Source organism: Brevundimonas sp. GW456-12-10-14-LB3 (assembly GCF_059424365.1).
Genome location: NZ_JBWKZJ010000005.1, coordinates 31,570 through 48,251 on the forward strand (window position 1 = coordinate 31,570; position 16,682 = coordinate 48,251).

The 16,682-nt window shown below is 68.0% G+C and carries 15 protein-coding genes and 3 tRNA genes; 9 read left to right on the forward strand and 9 right to left on the reverse strand.

Translation table 11 applies throughout. The features are described from left to right. The first annotated feature begins 32 nt into the window (after window positions 1-32). Both AC07XS_RS03760 and AC07XS_RS03765 read left to right on the forward strand, forming a co-directional pair. The gene (locus AC07XS_RS03760; RefSeq protein WP_182713625.1) at window positions 33-584 is read left to right on the forward strand and encodes a cytochrome b; all 552 of its coding nucleotides are present in this window, start codon (window positions 33-35) and stop codon (window positions 582-584) included. Beyond that, on the forward strand, window positions 581-1,507 hold the full coding sequence (locus AC07XS_RS03765) for an L-threonylcarbamoyladenylate synthase (protein ID WP_321207961.1): 927 nt from the start codon (window positions 581-583) through the stop codon (window positions 1,505-1,507). Before AC07XS_RS03760 ends, AC07XS_RS03765 begins: the two co-directional genes overlap by 4 nt. Here the strand turns inward: AC07XS_RS03765 and AC07XS_RS03770 are convergent. The 4 genes from AC07XS_RS03770 to AC07XS_RS03785 all read right to left on the reverse strand — a co-directional run bounded on the left by AC07XS_RS03770 (window position 1,504) and on the right by AC07XS_RS03785 (window position 4,878). Next, entirely contained in the window at window positions 1,504-2,568 is a 1,065-nt protein-coding gene (locus AC07XS_RS03770; RefSeq protein ID WP_182713624.1) for a patatin-like phospholipase family protein, read from the reverse strand. The two genes, AC07XS_RS03765 and AC07XS_RS03770, sit on opposite strands and share 4 nt — an antisense overlap. Window positions 2,569-2,592: 24 nt before the next feature. Then, window positions 2,593-3,417: a 3-hydroxybutyrate dehydrogenase gene (locus AC07XS_RS03775; RefSeq protein WP_182713623.1), complete on the reverse strand. Its 825-nt coding sequence runs from the start codon at window positions 3,415-3,417 to the stop codon at window positions 2,593-2,595. Between the two features lie 54 nt (window positions 3,418-3,471). Beyond that, on the reverse strand, window positions 3,472-4,257 hold the full coding sequence (yaaA, locus tag AC07XS_RS03780) for a peroxide stress protein YaaA (protein WP_182713622.1): 786 nt from the start codon (window positions 4,255-4,257) through the stop codon (window positions 3,472-3,474). A 78-nt stretch (window positions 4,258-4,335) separates the two neighbouring features. Continuing rightward, window positions 4,336-4,878, reverse strand: a complete 543-nt coding sequence (locus AC07XS_RS03785; protein ID WP_182713621.1) for a DUF924 family protein — start codon at window positions 4,876-4,878, stop codon at window positions 4,336-4,338. On the opposite strand from AC07XS_RS03785, the gene ilvC reads away from it, so the two are divergent. After that, entirely contained in the window at window positions 4,877-5,911 is a 1,035-nt protein-coding gene (gene ilvC / locus AC07XS_RS03790; RefSeq protein ID WP_321207960.1) for a ketol-acid reductoisomerase, read from the forward strand. The genes AC07XS_RS03785 and ilvC overlap by 2 nt on opposite strands. A gap of 111 nt (window positions 5,912-6,022) precedes the next feature. Here ilvC and AC07XS_RS03795 read toward each other — a convergent pair. Next, window positions 6,023-6,099, reverse strand: a tRNA-Pro gene (locus tag AC07XS_RS03795). A gap of 199 nt (window positions 6,100-6,298) precedes the next feature. On the opposite strand from AC07XS_RS03795, the gene AC07XS_RS03800 reads away from it, so the two are divergent. Together AC07XS_RS03800 and AC07XS_RS03805 are read left to right on the forward strand one after the other, a co-directional pair. Next, window positions 6,299-6,372 (forward strand) — tRNA-Gln (locus tag AC07XS_RS03800). Window positions 6,373-6,658: 286 nt separating this feature from the next. Continuing rightward, window positions 6,659-6,743: transfer RNA gene (locus AC07XS_RS03805), tRNA-Leu, on the forward strand. A gap of 187 nt (window positions 6,744-6,930) precedes the next feature. Here the strand turns inward: AC07XS_RS03805 and AC07XS_RS03810 are convergent. After that, window positions 6,931-8,541, reverse strand: a complete 1,611-nt coding sequence (locus AC07XS_RS03810; RefSeq protein ID WP_182713620.1) for an amino acid permease — start codon at window positions 8,539-8,541, stop codon at window positions 6,931-6,933. A 156-nt stretch (window positions 8,542-8,697) separates the two neighbouring features. On the opposite strand from AC07XS_RS03810, the gene hrpB reads away from it, so the two are divergent. The 3 genes from hrpB to AC07XS_RS03825 all read left to right on the forward strand — a co-directional run bounded on the left by hrpB (window position 8,698) and on the right by AC07XS_RS03825 (window position 12,775). Next, a complete protein-coding gene (hrpB, locus tag AC07XS_RS03815) occupies window positions 8,698-11,133 on the forward strand; it encodes an ATP-dependent helicase HrpB (protein WP_182713619.1) in 2,436 nt (811 codons plus the stop codon). A gap of 74 nt (window positions 11,134-11,207) precedes the next feature. Then, window positions 11,208-11,417 carry a hypothetical protein gene (locus AC07XS_RS03820; RefSeq protein WP_182713618.1) on the forward strand — a complete coding sequence of 70 codons (210 nt, stop codon included), beginning with the start codon at window positions 11,208-11,210 and terminating at the stop codon, window positions 11,415-11,417. Window positions 11,418-11,488: 71 nt separating this feature from the next. Further along, on the forward strand, window positions 11,489-12,775 hold the full coding sequence (locus AC07XS_RS03825) for an MFS transporter (RefSeq protein ID WP_321207959.1): 1,287 nt from the start codon (window positions 11,489-11,491) through the stop codon (window positions 12,773-12,775). A gap of 9 nt (window positions 12,776-12,784) precedes the next feature. Here AC07XS_RS03825 and AC07XS_RS03830 read toward each other — a convergent pair whose 3' ends face one another. The 3 genes from AC07XS_RS03830 to AC07XS_RS03840 are packed head-to-tail and all read right to left on the reverse strand — an operon-like array spanning window position 12,785 to window position 15,891. Further along, window positions 12,785-13,582 (reverse strand): TrmH family RNA methyltransferase, encoded by a 798-nt coding sequence (locus AC07XS_RS03830; RefSeq protein ID WP_182713617.1) that lies wholly within the window; start codon window positions 13,580-13,582, stop codon window positions 12,785-12,787. Next, the gene (locus tag AC07XS_RS03835; RefSeq protein WP_182713616.1) at window positions 13,579-14,490 is read right to left on the reverse strand and encodes an RsmD family RNA methyltransferase; all 912 of its coding nucleotides are present in this window, start codon (window positions 14,488-14,490) and stop codon (window positions 13,579-13,581) included. The genes AC07XS_RS03830 and AC07XS_RS03835 overlap by 4 nt, the downstream gene beginning before the upstream one ends. Window positions 14,491-14,508: 18 nt before the next feature. Next, window positions 14,509-15,891, reverse strand: a complete 1,383-nt coding sequence (locus tag AC07XS_RS03840; protein WP_182713615.1) for a glycosyltransferase — start codon at window positions 15,889-15,891, stop codon at window positions 14,509-14,511. A 127-nt stretch (window positions 15,892-16,018) separates the two neighbouring features. On the opposite strand from AC07XS_RS03840, the gene AC07XS_RS03845 reads away from it, so the two are divergent. Next, entirely contained in the window at window positions 16,019-16,648 is a 630-nt protein-coding gene (locus AC07XS_RS03845; RefSeq protein WP_182713614.1) for a TetR/AcrR family transcriptional regulator, read from the forward strand. Window positions 16,649-16,682 lie beyond the last annotated feature (34 nt).

Sequence of the window (16,682 nt, forward strand, 5' to 3'; positions counted from 1 at the left end):
TGACGCCCTGCCGCGAGGGAAGGGAAGTCGTCATGGCCGAGCCGCGCAATCGCTATTCGTCGGTGTCACTGGCTTTGCACTGGATCATCGCTGCGGCGATCCTGGTCCAGGTGCTGCTGATCACCGCCCATGAGAGCACGGAGGGGCCGCTGTCCGGGCAGTTCGTCATGCTGCACAAGTCGCTGGGCGTGTCGATCCTGATCCTGACCCTGGCTCGCATCGGCTGGCGACTGGCGCATCCGGCCATTCCCTTGCCCGCGCAGATGCCGCGCTGGGAGCGGGTGGCGGCGCGCGCCACCCATGTCCTGTTTTACGTCGTCCTGATCGCCATGCCTCTGTCGGGCTGGCTGGCCACTTCGGCGGCGGGACGCGACTTCGCCTGGTTCGGCCTGTTCGACTGGCCCCTCTTGCCAGTGGGCGGCGGGCGCGAGGCCGCCGGTCGGTTCATGGACGTGCATGAGACGGTGATGAAGGGGCTCTATGTCCTGATCGCCCTGCATGTCGCCGCGGCGCTGAAGCATCAGTTCATCAACCGCGACAATGTGCTGCATCGGATGATCCCCCTGATCCCGCGGCGGCCGTGAGGGACGCGGGCGACCCGCCGGATCAGGCCGCCGCCGCCCTGCGACGCGGCGAACTGATCCTGCTGCCGACCGAGACGGTCTATGGCCTGGGCGCCGACGCCGCCGATCCGCGAGCGGTGGCCGCCATTTTCGAAGCCAAGGGAAGACCTCGGTTCAACCCCTTGATCGCGCACGTCTCTGACGCCGCCGCCGCTGAGGCGATCGGTCTGTTCGACGCCGCCGCCCGCGCCCTGGCCCAGGCCTTCTGGCCGGGGCCGATGACGCTGGTGGTCCCGGTGCGGGATCGGACCCGCGTCTGCGATCTGGCGCGCGCGGGGTTGGACAGCGTCGCCGTGCGCGTTCCCGGCCACGCCCAGGCGCGGGCTGTGCTGTCGATGTTCGGCGGCCCCGTCGTGGCGCCGTCGGCCAACCGCTCGGGCCGGCCCAGTCCGACGACCTTCGCCGACGCCGTGGAGGAGACCGGCTTCGCCGTCTCGGCCGCCGTGGACGGCGGTCCTTGCGCCGTCGGTCTGGAAAGCGCCGTCGTTTCGGTCCTGGATGGACGGGTCGCCCTGCTGAGACCCGGCGCCGTCACCCGAGCAGAGATCGAGGCCGTGGTCGGCCCCCTGGACGAGGGTGGCGACGGGCGACGCTCGCCGGGCCGGCTGGCCGTCCACTATGCGCCTGACGCCCCTGTGCGGATCGAGGCGACCCAGCCGCGTCCGGGCGAAATCCTGCTGGGGTTCGGGCCGGGCGTCGGCGACCCCCGCTGGAGTCTCAGTCCTTCCGGCGATCTGCGAGAAGCCGCCGCTAATCTGTTCAAGTTGTTCAGAGAAGCAGACCGAGCCAAGCCGGCGGGCATAGCCGTGGCGCCCATTCCTTCCTCCGGACTGGGCGAGGCGATCAACGACAGGCTTCGGCGAGCGGCGGGCTTCGTCGGCTAACCGAACCGCGCCTGAAGATCGACGCTGGAGCGGCGTCCGACGCTGGCGAGACAGGTCTCCAGCCAGTCGTCCGCAGCCGCCCGGCCACGGGCTTTCAGGTCGGTCAGGAAACTCCATTCCGTGTTGAACTTCGACCTCAAGGACAGGTCCGACAGCCAACCGTCGGCCTCGATGGCGTGCAGTCGCAATTGTCGATAGGGGCCTGAGCCGTGTTTCAACTGTCCCTGGCTGATCATTTCTCCGGCCATGGCGATGGCGCGGAGTTCGGCCAGCAGCGGCGCGTTGAAGAGGATCTCATTCAACCGATCAACGATGTCGCCCGCCGCGCGGGGCGTCTCGTCGCGCACCATCGGGTTCAGCGTCACCAGCAGCACGTCGTCCGGCGTATCGTCCCCTGTCAGGGGCCAGAGCGGCGGATTGGTCAGATAACCGCCGTCCCAGTAAGGCTCCCCCTCGATCTCAACGGCCTGAAACAGGTGCGGCAAACAGGCCGAGGCCATCAGGACGTCGGCGGTGATCTCGCTGGACGCGAAGATGCGGGCCCTGGCCTGGCGCACGGCCGTGGCGGCGACGAACAATTTGACGTCGGAGCCCTGGACCGCCTGAAAATCCACGGCCGTCTTCAGAACTCGCTTCAGAGGATTGTGGTTCAAGGGATTGAATTCATACGGGCTCATTGACAGAGCCAGGGTTTCTCCGGCGCGCCAGAGCGGCGTGTCCTTCAGCCAGTCGGGCGCCTGGGCCGGATTCCACAGGGCGCTGTCGCCGAAGACGTTGCGGCCCCCCGACTGGTTGATCTCGCGCCACAGCCGGTCCAGGGCGGCGCGGGCGTCGCCGCTCGCCAGGCCGGAAACCAGGGCGGCCCCGTTCATGGCGCCGGCGGACACGCCCGAAACGGCGCGGATGTCCAGCCGATCGTCTTCCAGCAGTCGATCCAGCACCCCCCATTGGAAGGCGCCGTGCGCCCCGCCGCCCTGAAGCGCCAGACAGAAGGGCCGCCGTCCTGTCGAGGCGGCGGCCAGGTCCGTCGGCTCGGCGGTCTTGCGTTTGAAGATCGCCATAGGTCGGCCCCCGCTGGGATGATCTTATTGAGCGGTCCAGCCGCCGTCGATCGAGAAACTGGCGCCGTTGGCCGAGGCGCCCAGGTCGCTGACCAGATAGAGGAACAGCCCCGCCAACTGATCCGTCGTGACGAACTGTTTGGTCGGCTGGGCGGCCAGGATCACGTCGCTCATGACCTTTTCAGGACTGATGCCGCGGGTGCGGGCCTGGTCTTCGATCTGCTTTTCCACGATCGGCGTATGGACGAAGCCGGGGCAGATGGCGTTGCAGGTGATGTTGTCCTGCGCCAGCTCCAGCGCCACCGTCTTGGTGAAGCCGATGACGCCGTGTTTGGCCGCGACATAGGCCGATTTGAAGGGGCTGGCGACCAGGCCGTGGGCCGAGGCCATGTTGACGATCCGACCACGCCCCTGGGCCTTCATGATCGGGATGGCGGCGCGGGTAGCGTAGAAGGCCGAGGACAGGTTGATGGCGATGATCTGTTCCCATTTGTCGGTGGGAAACTTCTCGACCGACTCCACATGCTGGACGCCGGCGTTGTTGACCAGAATGTCCAGGCGGCCGAACTCGCGCTCGGCGAAGGCGACCATGTCGGCCACCTCCTCGCCGCGCGTCATGTCGGCGGGGTGATAGCGCACCCGCACGCCGGAAGACGCTTCAAGCTCGGCGCGGGTGCGCTCGATCTCGGCCGGATCGCCCAGCCCGTTCAGGACCACGTCGCCGCCCCGCGTGGCCACCGCACGCGCCAGGGCCAGGCCGATGCCTGAGGTCGAGCCCGAGATCACCGCCGCCTGACCCTTCAGATCGCCGATGTCGCGGAAGTCAGAGGACTGGGGCGAGGTGGACATGGATGCGCCTTTCGGGTTCTTTCGCGAGAGACTAGCGGGGTCGCCCGGCGAAGATCAAGAATTTCCCGACCTGATGAATATCCATTCGGTCTCGGTCGAGGCCGCCTTGTCGAAACCGTAGCCGTCCCGGTCGAAAGCCTTCAGATCCTCGACTCGTTCCAGCCGTTCGTCGATGGCGAAGCGGCTCATGGCGCCGCGCGCCTTCTTGGCGAAGAAGGAGACGATCCGCGTTTCGCCGTTCTTCTCCTCGCGGAACTGGGGCGTGACGACAGGCAGTTTCAGAGCCTTGGCGTCGACGGCGCCGAAATATTCCTGGCTGGCCAGGTTGACGACGACCGGGTCGGGCGATCCCTGGGCTCTGAGGTCTTCGGCGTCGGCGTTCAGCTGTTTGGAGATCCGATCGCCCCAGAAATCATAAAGGCTGGAGCCGCGGCGGGTCTTCAGCCGCGTGCCCATTTCCAGTCGATAGGGCTGGATCCGGTCGAGCGGACGCAGCAGCCCGTAGAAGCCGGACAGGATCCGCAGATGGTCCTGGGCGAAGGCCAGGGCGGCGGCGTCCAGCTCACGCGCCTTCAGCCCCTCATAGACGTCGCCGGCGAAGGCGAAGGCGGCCTGAACGCCATCCGTCGATTCCGGATCGAACGCCCTGAACCGTTCCAGATTCAAGGTCGCCAGATCATCCGAAATCCCCATCAGGCGACGCAGGTCGGCCTTGGTCTGGCGCCGCGCCGTCGCCGCCAGGCTGGCGGTGTCTTCCAGAAAGCGACGCTCCGTGCCGGGCAGGGCGGGATCGGCCGGCGAGAAGTCGAGCCGTTTGGCGGGCGAAAGAAGGATCAGCAAGGGACGGCTCCGTGATGGCGCCGCTCACATAGGCCGCTTCTGCAAAGATTTGAACGGGCGAGGCCGGAAGGCGGCAGATCAGCCGCCGAAGCCGCCCTCATCGAGGAAGGCCTGTTCTTCCGGCGTCGTCGCGCGCCCCAGGGCGGGGTTGCGATGGGGAAAACGGCCGAAGCGGACGATGATGTCGCGGTGCAGGCGACCCCATTTCTCCAGCTCGGCGTCGCCGGCGACCAGGGCCAGGTAGCGGTCCTGATCCTCCAGCCGCTCGGAATGTTGGAAGGGCAGCAGGAGGAAGTTCTTCAGCTCGGGTTCGACCCGCAGATGATGGCCGCGCGCCACGGCCTGTTCGGCGAACATCAGGGCCAGGGAATCGGTGGCGAACTGGTGGGCCGTGCCGCGGAAACTGTTCCTCGGATACTGATCCAGCAGGATCAGCAGGGCCAGGGCGGTCTCGGGAGCCTCGATCCAGTCGTCGCGCTCGCGCCGGGCGGCGGACAGGTGCAGATCCTGGCCGCGCGACCGAAACTGGGCGTCGAACGCCTCGTCCTTGGCGAACCAGTTTTCGGGACCGGCCTCTTTCCAGAAGGCGACGACGTCGGATGCGGTTATGAAGGGGGCCATGAGCCAGATCCTAGCCAATCCTCTGCCCGTCTTCCATGACCGCGACTGCGACCTTTCGATTATTCGCGGCAAGCGCGTGGCCATGATCGGCTACGGCAGCCAGGGACGCACCCATGCGCTGAACCTGCGCGATTCGGGCGTGACCGACATCGTGGTCGGCCTGAAGCCCGGTTCGAAGACGCGGGCCGTCGCCGAAGCCGACGGATTTACGGTGATGACGGCGGGCGAGGCGGCGGCGGGGGCGGACGTGGTCGCCGTCATGACCTCGGACGAGGCGCACCGCGACCTGTGGCGCGACGAGCTGGCGCCGACTGTGCGGCCCGGCGCGGCCCTGGTCTTCGCCCACGGCCTGTCGGTGCGGTTCGGCCTGGTGGAGCCCCGCGCCGACCTGGACGTGATCCTGGCCTCGCCCAAGGGGATCGGGCCGCGCATTCGCGACCTGTACGAGGCCGGGGAGGGGGTCTTCTGCCTGTTCGGGGTGCATCAGGACGCGACGGGCGGGGCCCATGCGCTCGGCCTGTCCTATGCTGCGGCCCTGGGCTGCGGACGCAAGGGCATCCTCGAGACGACGATGCGGGACGAGTGCGAGAGCGATCTGTTCGGCGAACAGGTGGTGCTGTGCGGCGGGATCGCCGAACTGATCGATTCGGCCTTCATGAAACTGGTCGAGGCCGGCTATCCGGCCGAGGTGGCCTGGTTCGAATGTTTCTACGAGGCCAAGCTGGTCACCGACCTGATGTACGAGCGCGGCATAGCCGGCGCCTTCGCCAAGATCTCCAATACGGCGGAGTACGGGGCCTATCGCACCGGTCCGCGCGTGATCGGCGCCGAATCGCGCGCCGCCATGGATCAGGTCCTGGCCGAGGTCCAGGGCGGAGGATTCGTGCGGGATCTGATGGCGGACTATGACGCCGGCTCGCCCGACCTCATGGCGCGGCGCGCGGCCCTGGGGCGGCGGCCGATCGAGTCGGTGGGGGCGCGTCTGAACGAGGCGGCGCGGCGGGCGCGGGAGACGGCGGCGAACGACGACTGATGCGCGGGAGATGACTCGTCATCCTGTGCGTCCTTATCGACGCCATGCGGCGGACGGGCCGGCCCTCGGGTCGAGCCCGAGGGTGACGATCACTAGAGGTATGAGAGAGAATGGTCGGAGTGAGAGGATTCGAACCTCCGACCCCTGCGTCCCGAACGCAGTGCTCTACCAGGCTGAGCCACACTCCGACCGTGGGGGCTGGCCGCAAGGCGTCGCCCCGAAGTGAGGACGCGGCTTATAGCCATGGGTTTCGGAGGCCGCAAGCGTCCATTTCGACCTTCTTCGCAGTCGGCGAAAATTGTCCTGAGCGGGGGTGTTGCATCCGAAAACGGTTTGGCCTATCTGACCGCCTCCGCCGCACGAGAGTGCTGCGGACGCCGGACCTGCTGGGGAATGGTGTAATGGTAACACTCCGGTTTTTGGTACCGTCATTCTAGGTTCGAGTCCTAGTTCCCCAGCCACCGCCTCTCCCATAAGCAAAGGCCTGCCTTGGGCCTCCCTTGGCGTCAGGCCGTCGTCGCTGACCGGCTCTTGGCGTGGAATCGAAGCGCGCCAAGGCCGCTCGACGCCGGAACCTTCCCGACCGGCCTAGCCTCAAGACGCGGACGATTCAGCGCGGAGGCGGCTTTCTGGCGCGCAATCCCCAGGGCGGCGCGATTCGCAATGAACTGGTGGCCGAACGGTGTTGGGGTTACAGCGCCCCTTGTCAGGGGCGATCCAGCCCTCTAGAGCCCACTGCCTGCCCATGCGGATGTGGCGGAACTGGTAGACGCACTGGATTTAGGTTCCAGCGCCGCGAGGCGTGGAGGTTCGAGTCCTCTCATCCGCACCAAGCAAAAAGGCCCGGGATCGATCCCGGGCCTTTTTGTCTTTGTAGGGCAGGCTTATCGCGCTTCGCGCTGCTTGAGGCCATTTTGTGGGCCCATCGCGCGTGGCGTTAGTTGAGGCGCCGTTGGCGCGCCACTGTTTCCCTTGCGGCGAAGAAAAAGGCCGGGGCGTCGACCCCGGCCTTCTTTGCATCAGTCGCGTTCTTCCTTGGAGCCGGGGGCCGGGGCGCCCGGCATCGGCGGGACCGGGCCGACCGGGGCGTCGGGGGACAGTTCCGGGACCTCGACCAGGCCGCGGGCGACGTGGCTCTTACGGAAGCCGTAGGCGAAATAGATCACCAGACCCACGGCGCCCCAGATGGGCAGGACCATCTTGGCGTCATGCGGCAGGTTCCAGAACAGGAAGGCGCAGCCGGCAGCCGAAAGCGGCGCGATGATCCAGACCAGGGGCGTCTTGAACGGACGTTTCCGGTTCGGGTCGGTCTTGCGCAGGATCAGGACCGCGATCGACACCATGAAGAAGGCGAACAGGGTGCCCGAGTTCGAGATGTCGGCCAGCTGACCCACTGGGAAGAGGGCGGCGGCGATGGCGACGGCGACGCCGGTGAACAGGGTCACGACATAGGGGGTCTTGAACCGCTTGTGCATCTTGGTCAGGCCTTCCGGCAGCAGGCCGTCGCGCGCCATGACGAAGAAGATGCGGGTCTGGCCGTAGATCATCATCAGGATGACCGAAGGCAGGGCCAAGAGGGCGGCGGTGCCCAGGGCGTTGCCGACCTGCGGATGGCCGATGACGCGCAGGACGTGGGCCAGGGCCTCGTTCGAGCAGACCAGGGCCTCGGCGTTGGCCGGCAGGGCGCAGGCGGCGACGAAGGCAGGCGAGCCCGGCTGGACGGCTTGACCGGCGGCGCCGAGGACCGGCTGGGCGCCGATGGCGCCGGCCGCGCCCAGGGCGACCAGCAGATAGAAGACGGTGCAGAAGGCCAGGGAGCCGATCAGGCCGATCGGCACGTTGCGCTGCGGGTTCTTGGTCTCTTCAGCAGCGGTGGAGACGGCGTCGAAGCCGACATAGGCGAAGAAGATCGAGGCGGCGGCGCCGACGATGCCCATGCCCGAATAGGCGCCGAACAGGCCGTTGGGCGCGAAGGGCGACAGGTTGGCGGTGTCGATGACCGGCAGGGTCAGGACAATGAAGACCGTCAGGGCCGCGACCTTGATCGCCACAAGGATGGCGTTGACGCGGGCCGACTCGGTGGTGCCCAGGATCAGCAGGCCCGTCACGGCCAGGGCCACGATGATGGCGGGAATGTTGACGATCCCGGCCGAGAAGTCCGGCGTCGGGATGAAACCGTTCATGCTCCAGGTCGGTCCGGCGGATAGGAGGTCCGGGAAGTCGAAGCCTATCCCGTTCTCTATCAGGCCCAGCACATAGCCGGACCAGCCCACCGACACGGCCGAGGCCGCAACAGCGTATTCGAGGATCAGGGCCCAGCCGACGCACCAGGCGAGCAGCTCGCCCAGGACGGCGTAGGTATAGGTGTAGGCCGAGCCGGAGACCGGGGCCATGGCCGCCAGTTCCGAATAGCAGAGCGCCGCCACCGCGCAGACCGCGCCGGCGATGACGAAGCTGACCATCATGCCGGGGCCGGCCTTCTGAGAGGCCGCAGCCGTCAGAACGAAGATGCCGGTGCCGATGATGGCGCCGATGCCGAGCAAGGTCAGTTGAACAGGTCCGAGCGACCGATGAAGCGACTTCTTCTCGGCCGTGGCCAGAATCGCGTCGAGCGACTTAACACGCCACATAGAATACCCCCACGTTTACGGCGGCCCTCTGGCCGCGTCGGCGGGGACGCTAGCGGCGGAATGCGGGCCGCGCAACGCGCATGACGGCGGGGTGAAGCGCTCACGACGCTTTCGTGATCGTGGCGCATCGGGGGCGCATCGGGCTAGAGGCGGATCATGTTGCCGATCCACGCCGTTCTCGACCCGCTGAAATCCGCCCTTGCAAACGGAAATACGGCGGTTTTGGCCGCCCCGCCGGGGGCGGGGAAGACCACGGTCGTCCCCTTGGCCCTGCTGGACCAGGCCTGGCTGGGCGACGGACGGGTGCTGGTGCTGGAGCCGCGCCGTATCGCCGCACGGGCCGCCGCCGACCGGATGGCCGCCACCCTGGGCCAGGAGGCGGGCGGGACGGTCGGCTACCGCACCCGGCTGCAGAGCCGGATCGGGCCGAAGACGCGGATCGAGGTGATCACCGAGGGGGTCTTCACACGGATGATCCTGGACGACCCCGGCCTGGAGGGGGTGGGAGTGGTCCTGTTCGACGAGTTTCACGAGCGCAGCCTGGACGCCGACCTGGGTCTGGCCCTGGCGCGGGAAACGCAAGGGGCGCTGCGGGAGGATCTGCGGCTGCTGGTGATGTCGGCCACCCTGGACGTGGCGGGGGTGTCGCGGTTGCTGGACGGCGCGCCGGTGATCGAGGCGGAGGGGCGGGCCTATCCGGTCGACACCCGCTATCTGGGCCGCAATCCGACCGAGCGGTTCGAGGAGGCGATGACGCGGGCCTGTCTGACGGCCCTGGGCGAGGAGACGGGGTCGGTTCTGGCCTTCCTGCCGGGGCAGGGCGAGATTCATCGGGTCGTGCGGCAGATCAACGAACGGCTGAGGCTGCCGAACGTCGACGTGGTTCCCCTGTATGGCGGACTGGATCGGGCGGAGCAGGACCGCGCCATCGAACCGGCGGCGCCGGGGCGGCGCAAGCTGGTGCTGGCGACCTCGGTTGCGGAGACGAGCCTGACGATCGACGGGGTGCGGGTGGTGGTGGACGGCGGCCTGTCGCGCGTGCCTCGGTTCGAGCCGTCCAGCGGCCTGACCCGGCTGGCCACGGTTCGGGTCAGCCGGTCGTCGGCGGAACAGCGCCGGGGACGGGCGGGACGGACCGAACCGGGCGTCTGCTATCGGCTGTGGGACGAGGAACAGACGCGCGGCCTGGTCCCGCATCAGCGGCCGGAAATCCAGGAAGCGGACCTGACCGGCCTGGCGTTGGATCTGGCGCGATGGGGCGCGCGGTCGGTCGAGGGGTTGGCCCTGCTGGACCCGCCGCCGGCCGGAGCCCTGGGCGAGGCGCGCAAGGTGCTGACGCGGCTGGGGGCGCTGGATGCGGAGGGCGGGTTGACCGATCACGGGCGGCGGCTGACACGCATCCCCCTGTCGCCGCGCCTGGCCCATATGGTCGCCGTGGCCTCGGACGGGCACGACGCCATGACGGGCGCGCGGATCGCGGCGGTGCTGAGCGAGCCGGGATTGGGCGGATCGAACGTGGATCTGCACGAACGGCTGGTCGGCCTGGAGCGGGACCGGTCGCCGCGGGCGCGGGATGCGTTGAAACTGGCTGAGCGCTGGGCTCGGGCGGCGGGCGGCGGCGCGGGCGGATCGGTCGATGAGGGACTGCTGCTGGCCGAGGCCTTCCCCGAACGGATCGCGCGGATGCGGGGCAAGGCCGGCGAGATGTTGCTGGCCGGCGGACGCGGGGCCATGGTCGAGGCGACCGATGCCCTGGCGCGCGAGACCTGGCTGGCGGTGGCCGAGCTGGGGGGCGGCGAGGCGCGGGACCGGGTGCGGCTGGCGGCGGCGTTGGATTCGGCGACGGTCGAGACCGATCTGGCGCGGCTGATCGAAATCGAGGAACGGCTGGCGCGCGAGCGCTCAGGCCGGGCGGTGATCAAACGGATTCGTCGCATCGGGGCGATCGTGCTGGACGAGAAGGTGATCGGGACGCCTGACGCGAGCCAGCTGTCGGCCGTACTGAAGGCCGAGGTCGAGGCCGAGGGGATCGGCGCCCTGCGCTGGGGCGAGCAGGCTTCGGCCCTGCGGGCGCGTCTGGCCTTTCTGCACGGGCTGGACCCGGCCTGGCCCGATGTGTCGGACGAAGGTCTCATGGCGGCGCGCGAGGCTTGGCTGTGGCCGGTGCTGGAGGGCGCTAATTCGCTGGCGGCGATCGACGACGGCAGGCTGGCGGACGCCTTGCGGGGGCTGATCCCCTGGGATCTGCAACGCAGGCTGGACGAACTGGCGCCGCCGCGACTGACGACGCCGCTGGGGTCGGCGGGCATCGACTATGGCGCCGAAGGAGGACCGCGCGTGGAGATCCGCGTTCAGGAGCTGTTCGGCGTGACGACCCATCCGACGGTCGGCGGCGGCCGCATTCCCCTGACCCTGGCCCTGCTGTCGCCGGCGCGGCGGCCGGTGCAGGTCACCCAGGACCTGCCGGGATTCTGGGCGGGCTCCTGGGCTGCGGTGCGCGCGGAGATGCGCGGCCGCTATCCGCGCCATCCCTGGCCCGAGAACCCGGCCGAAGCCCAGGCGACCAATCGGGCCAAGCCGCGTGGGACGTGAAGCGTCACATTAGTCCGGGGACGCTGCAACCGGGCGGCAAGCGCTGCGTTGAGCCAATCTCGCAGAGGACGCCCATGGCCTTCACCCAACTCGACCCCCCGCTGCCTGTCACAGTGCAGGATCGCGGCAAGGGGTTCGCCTTCGCCGTCATCGACTATGGTCAGGAGCACAATCTGATCTGGGTGACGGCCATTACCGAGACCGGAGAAATCTGGTGCGCGCCCAACCCGGTCGTGCGGATGCAGGCGAACTGGACCATGGGACGGCCGTCGCCCGCAGGTTGAGGCTTTTCAGCGGGGGAAGATGACGCGATATGGTCAGGCGCACCTGCGGTGCGCCAACCGGGGACGAAATCGTGTCGAACGCCAGGATCATATCGCCCACAGCCGGCAAGGCGCGGGTTCTTTTCGCCAGCCTGATCGGCACCACGATCGAATTCTACGACTTCTACATCTACGCCACGGCGGCGGTGCTGGTGTTTCCGCAGCTGTTCTTCCCGGGCGGAGACCCGACGACGGCCATGCTGTCGTCCTTCGCCACCTTCTCCATCGCCTTTTTCGCAAGACCGGTCGGCGCCCTGGCTTTCGGGCATTTCGGGGACCGGGTGGGACGCAAGGCGACCCTGGTGGCGGCCCTTATGACCATGGGCCTTTCGACCGTGGCCATCGGCCTGCTGCCGACCCATGCGACGGTCGGTATTGTCGCTCCCCTGCTGCTGGCCCTGTGCCGGTTCGGACAGGGGCTCGGCCTGGGCGGCGAATGGGGCGGGGCCGTGCTGCTGGCCACCGAAAACGCGCCGCCGGGCAAGAAGGCCTGGTTCGGCATGTTCCCGCAACTGGGGGCGCCGATCGGCTTCATCCTGTCGACGGGCGCCTTCATCGTCCTGACCTCGACGATGGGCGAGGCCCAGTTCGAGGCCTGGGGCTGGCGCCTGCCCTTTCTGGCCAGCGCCGTCCTGGTCTTCGTCGGTCTGTGGGTGCGGTTGAAGATCACCGAGACCCCGGAGTTCCAGACGGCGATGGATCGCAAGGAGCGGGTCAAGGCGCCGGCCGTGACCCTGTTCGCCCATCACAAGATGGCCCTGTTCCTGGGGACGTTCAGCGGGGTGACGACCTTCTCCCTCTTTTATCTGATGACCGTCTTCGCCCTGGGCTGGGCGACGACGGGGATGGGGCTTGAGCGCGGCGAGGTCCTGCCGGTCCAGCTGATCGGGGTGCTGTTCTTCGCCGCCTTCATTCCGGTGACGGCCCTGCTGGCCGACCGGTTCGGCCAAGTGAAGGTGCTGATCGCCTCGTCGGTCGGCATCGCCCTGTTCGGGGGCCTGTTCGCCCCCCTGTTCGGCGCGGGGCTGACGGGGCTGCTAATCTTTTTCGCCCTGGGCTTTGCCCTGATGGGTTGCACCTATGGCCCTATCGGCGCGGCCATGGCGCGGCCCTTCCCAACGGCCGTGCGCTATACGGGGGCGTCCATGGCCTTCAATCTGGCCGGAATCGTGGGGGCGTCGCTGGCGCCCTATCTGGCGACCTGGCTGGCCAAGACCTATGGGCTGGCGGCGGTAGGCGGCTATCTGGCCCTGTCGGCGGTGGTGACCATACTGGCCCTGTGGGGCATGGGGCGGGTCAGCCCGGAGACGGAACTCTGATACCGAACTCTAGGCTTCGTCCGTCGCCGCATAGACCATGATCCCGGTCGCGATGGCCAGGTTCAGGCTGTCGGCCCGGCCGCGCATCGGGATCTTGACGTTGACGTCGCAGGCGGCGGCCAGCTGGTCGGTCAACCCGGCCTGTTCGTTGCCCATCAGGATCAGCGACGGCTTCTGCATCACCGCCGAGCGGTGGCTGACCTTGGCGTCCAGCCGGGTGCCGACGACGCTGCCGGGCCAGGTCTGGCGCCAGGCCAGGAAGGACTCGGGGTCGGCTTTGGTGATGGAGACGGCGAAGACCGAACCCATGGTCGCGCGCACCGCCTCGACCGAATAGGGATCGACGCAGTCGCCGATCAGGATGACGCCGCCGCAGCCGGCCGCGTCGGCGGTGCGGATGATGGTGCCCAGATTGCCGGGATCACGCACCTGCTCCAGGGCCACCCAGCAGGGGGCCGAGGCGGGGTCCAGCCTGTCCAGAGGGGTATAGACCTGATCGAACACGCCCAGGACGGTCTGCGGATTGTCGCGGCGGCTGATCTTTTCGAGGATGGCGTGGGTGACGACGACGATCTCGCCGCCGGCCTTGCGCGTCTCGGCCTTTGCCCGGTCCAGCAGGGGGTGCGGGCGGGCGTCCTCGCCGACCAGCAGCAGGCGCGGCGCCCGGCCCAGGTCCAGGGCCTCGCCGATGAATTTCAGCCCCTCGGCCAGGAAGGTCCCGGTGCTGTCCCGCTCCTTGCGCATATGCAGGGCGCGGACGGCCTTGACCGTGTCATTGGTCAGGGATGTGATCACGCGGTCCGTCATCGGCTCCACCGGGCGAAGAAGGACAGGCCGATGGCGCGGGCGTTCGGGCCGTCTTCGGACAGGGCCAGTTCGCCCCAGTCGATGCGACCGCTACGATCCGGCAGGGCCTCGGCCATCAGATGGGCCAGGGACAGGCCGGAGATGCGGGCGGCGTAGGCGTTCAGCAACAGGAAATCGGCCTCGTGGGACAACAGGGCGGCGCAATCCTTCAGCAGGGCCGGCATGTCCTCGAACAGGCGCCAGACCTCGCCGGTCGGGCCGCGTCCGTACTTGGGCGGGTCCAGGATGATTCCGTCGTATTTGGAGCCGCGCCGGACCTCGCGGGCCACGTATTTTCGGGCGTCCTCGACGATCCAGCGGATCGGGCGGTCCGAAAGACCGGACTGTTCGGCGTTTCCTCGGGCGTAGTTGACTGATTTCTTCGAGGCGTCGACGTGGGTCACCTCGGCGCCGGCGGCGGCGCAGGCCAGGCTGGCGACGCCGGTGTAGCCGAACAGGTTCAGGATCTTCGGCGCTCGGCCGGCGTCGCGCGTGAAGGCGCGCACGCGGCCGTCCAGCCAGTCCCAGTTGGCGGCCTGTTCCGGGAAGAAGGCCAGGTGGCGGAAAGGCGTGAAACGGCCGGTGAACTTCACCTCGCGCCATTTCAGGGGAAAGGCGTCGACGGGGCCGTGCCGGTCGAAGCGCCAGCGACCGGAGTCTTCCTCCTCCTGCTGCGGATCGAAGGCGGCCGTGGCCTGGTCGAAGGCGGCCGGGTCGCGCGGGGACCAGAAGCACTGGGGCTCGGGCCGGACCACCGTGTAGGGACCGTAGCGTTCCAGCTTCCGACCGTCGCCGGAGTCCAACAGGGCGTAGTCGGACCAGCCGCGGGTCACCAGGGTTTCGGGGGTTGGGGAGAGCAGGGGCGCCATCCTGCGGCTGATAGGCGGTCAGGCGGCCTTCCGTCCAGCATCGACATGGGTCGAGGCGTCGCATTCGGCGTCATGGTCCGGCTCATGAATCGTCTTGTCCCAGACATAGGGCGATACGATCAGTCGCCACAGAGCCTGTACAAACGCGACGCTGAGCAGGGACCAGTAGGCCGGCGCCAGCAGCATGTCGCTGAGACGATAGTCCAGACCGGCGCGCCGCGCCCCGACGGCGCAACTCATCCATGCGGCGACGACGCCCAGAGCCAGGACGGCGAGCGATCCGACCGGCAAGGATGGCGCCGCGCCCGCGTGAAGACCCAGGAGAAGGGCCGAGCCGATCCAGGCCAAGGCGGGAGCGTGGCAGGCGGCGGATATGACGGCGGCCCCCAAGGTCATGACAAGCGACAGCAGTCCGCGCTCGCCCAGGGCGGCGGGCGAGCGCGTATGGACGCCCCAGGTCTGCATATAGCCCTTCAACCATCGCGTTCTCTGGGGCAGCCAGCGCTCGAAAGGGCCGGGCGGCGTTTCCCAGGTCGGTCGGTGGATGACCCCCAGACGCCACCCCGCCGACCAGAGCCGAAAGCCCAGGTCGGCGTCTTCCGTCACATTATAGGCGTCCCAACCGCCCAGATCCCGGAGGATGGCCGTCCGAAGATGATTGCTGGTGCCGCCGAGGGGGAAGGGCAGGTTCAGCTTCGCCATGCCCTGAAGATTGACCTCGAAAAGGGCGGCGTACTCCAGGGCGAACTGTCGATCGAGAAACCCCTTCAGGCCGGCGCCTCTGCGAACGCGCAACGGCGCCTGAACGCAGGCGAGATCAGGGCTCTGGGCGAAGTGCGCCGCCGCTTCACGCAGTTGCCCCGGGTCCGGCGCATCTTCGGCGTCATAGACGGTGACCAGTTCGCCCTTGATGAAGGGAAGGGCGTGGTTGAGGGCGCGCGGCTTGGTCTGGGGCGCGCCAGGCGGCACAATCAGGATCTGCAGCCAGTCAGGCCTGGCTGCGGCCGTCGCCGCCGCAATGGTTGACTGATCGTGCGCTTCCAGGATGAGGAACCCCTGCAACTGTCGGCGGGGGTAGTCCAGCCGAGACAGGTTCTGCACCAACTGCTCCACCACCGCCGCCTCGTCATACAAGGCCGCCAGGACGGTATAGCGCGGCCAGCGGCCCGGCTTGGGCGGCGGGGGCGGCGGAGAAAGACTGGCTGCCGCCAGGACGGCCCGCCAAATGGCCGTGGCGACGAAACAAGCCTGAAGCCCCAAGATCAGGGCCTCCAGCGTCGCCCGCGGCCAGAGGACAAGGGCGAGCGCCACACATGTCGCCAGCCCGCCGACAACCGCCGCCTGCCAGGTCGTCGGCGTTCGACGCCCTGCGCCGCTGAGCGCATTCGTCTTGATCATCATCGTTCCAGCCCCGGCCCGAGCCGAATACAACTGGAAATACTTGTTTGTTGCAACTGGATTTTTCTGCGCCGATTGGCGCCGATGATCGATTGTCGCTATTCAGATCGCCCCTGACCTGGAGTCGCCTTTGCCCCTCGCGTCGCAATCGTCTCGTTCCCACCGCAAGCCCAAGGGGGAAGGCCATTCACGGCGCGGCGAAATCCTGGCCGCCGCCGAGCGGATTTTCGTCGAGCACGGCTATGAAGGAGCGACCATTCGCAAGATCGCGGATGAGGTCGGCCTGTCCTCGACCGCCCTCTATATGCATTTCCCCGATAAGGGCGCGATCCTGCAGGAAATCTGCCGCAACGCCTTCAGCGTCCTGACGGCGGCTGCGGCCTCCCTGTCGACGGGCTCCGCGCCGCCGGAGGTGCGACTGAGGGCCATGATCGAGGCCTACGCCCAGTTCGGGTTCGATCAGCCCAACGCCTATCGCCTGATCTATCTGACCCGTCCCGTGGAGGCTCGAGAGGGCGCTCAGACCTTGTCTCAGGAACTGGGCGCCGTCGTCTTTTCCGCCTTTGGAGACTTGGTTGAGGAGACCGTGGCCGCAGGGCGGATGGAGGGCGACGCCAGGGCGATCGCTCAGTCGATTTGGGCGGCTGCGCACGGCGTCGTGTCGCTGATGATCACCAAACCCTATTTTCCGTGGGTGGAGCGGGACCGGTTGGTCAAGACGACCCTGGACGCCGTGTTCGACGGCCTGCTTAAGCCGTGACCCCACGCCCCCGGTCGCTCCTTCTCTGTCTGCT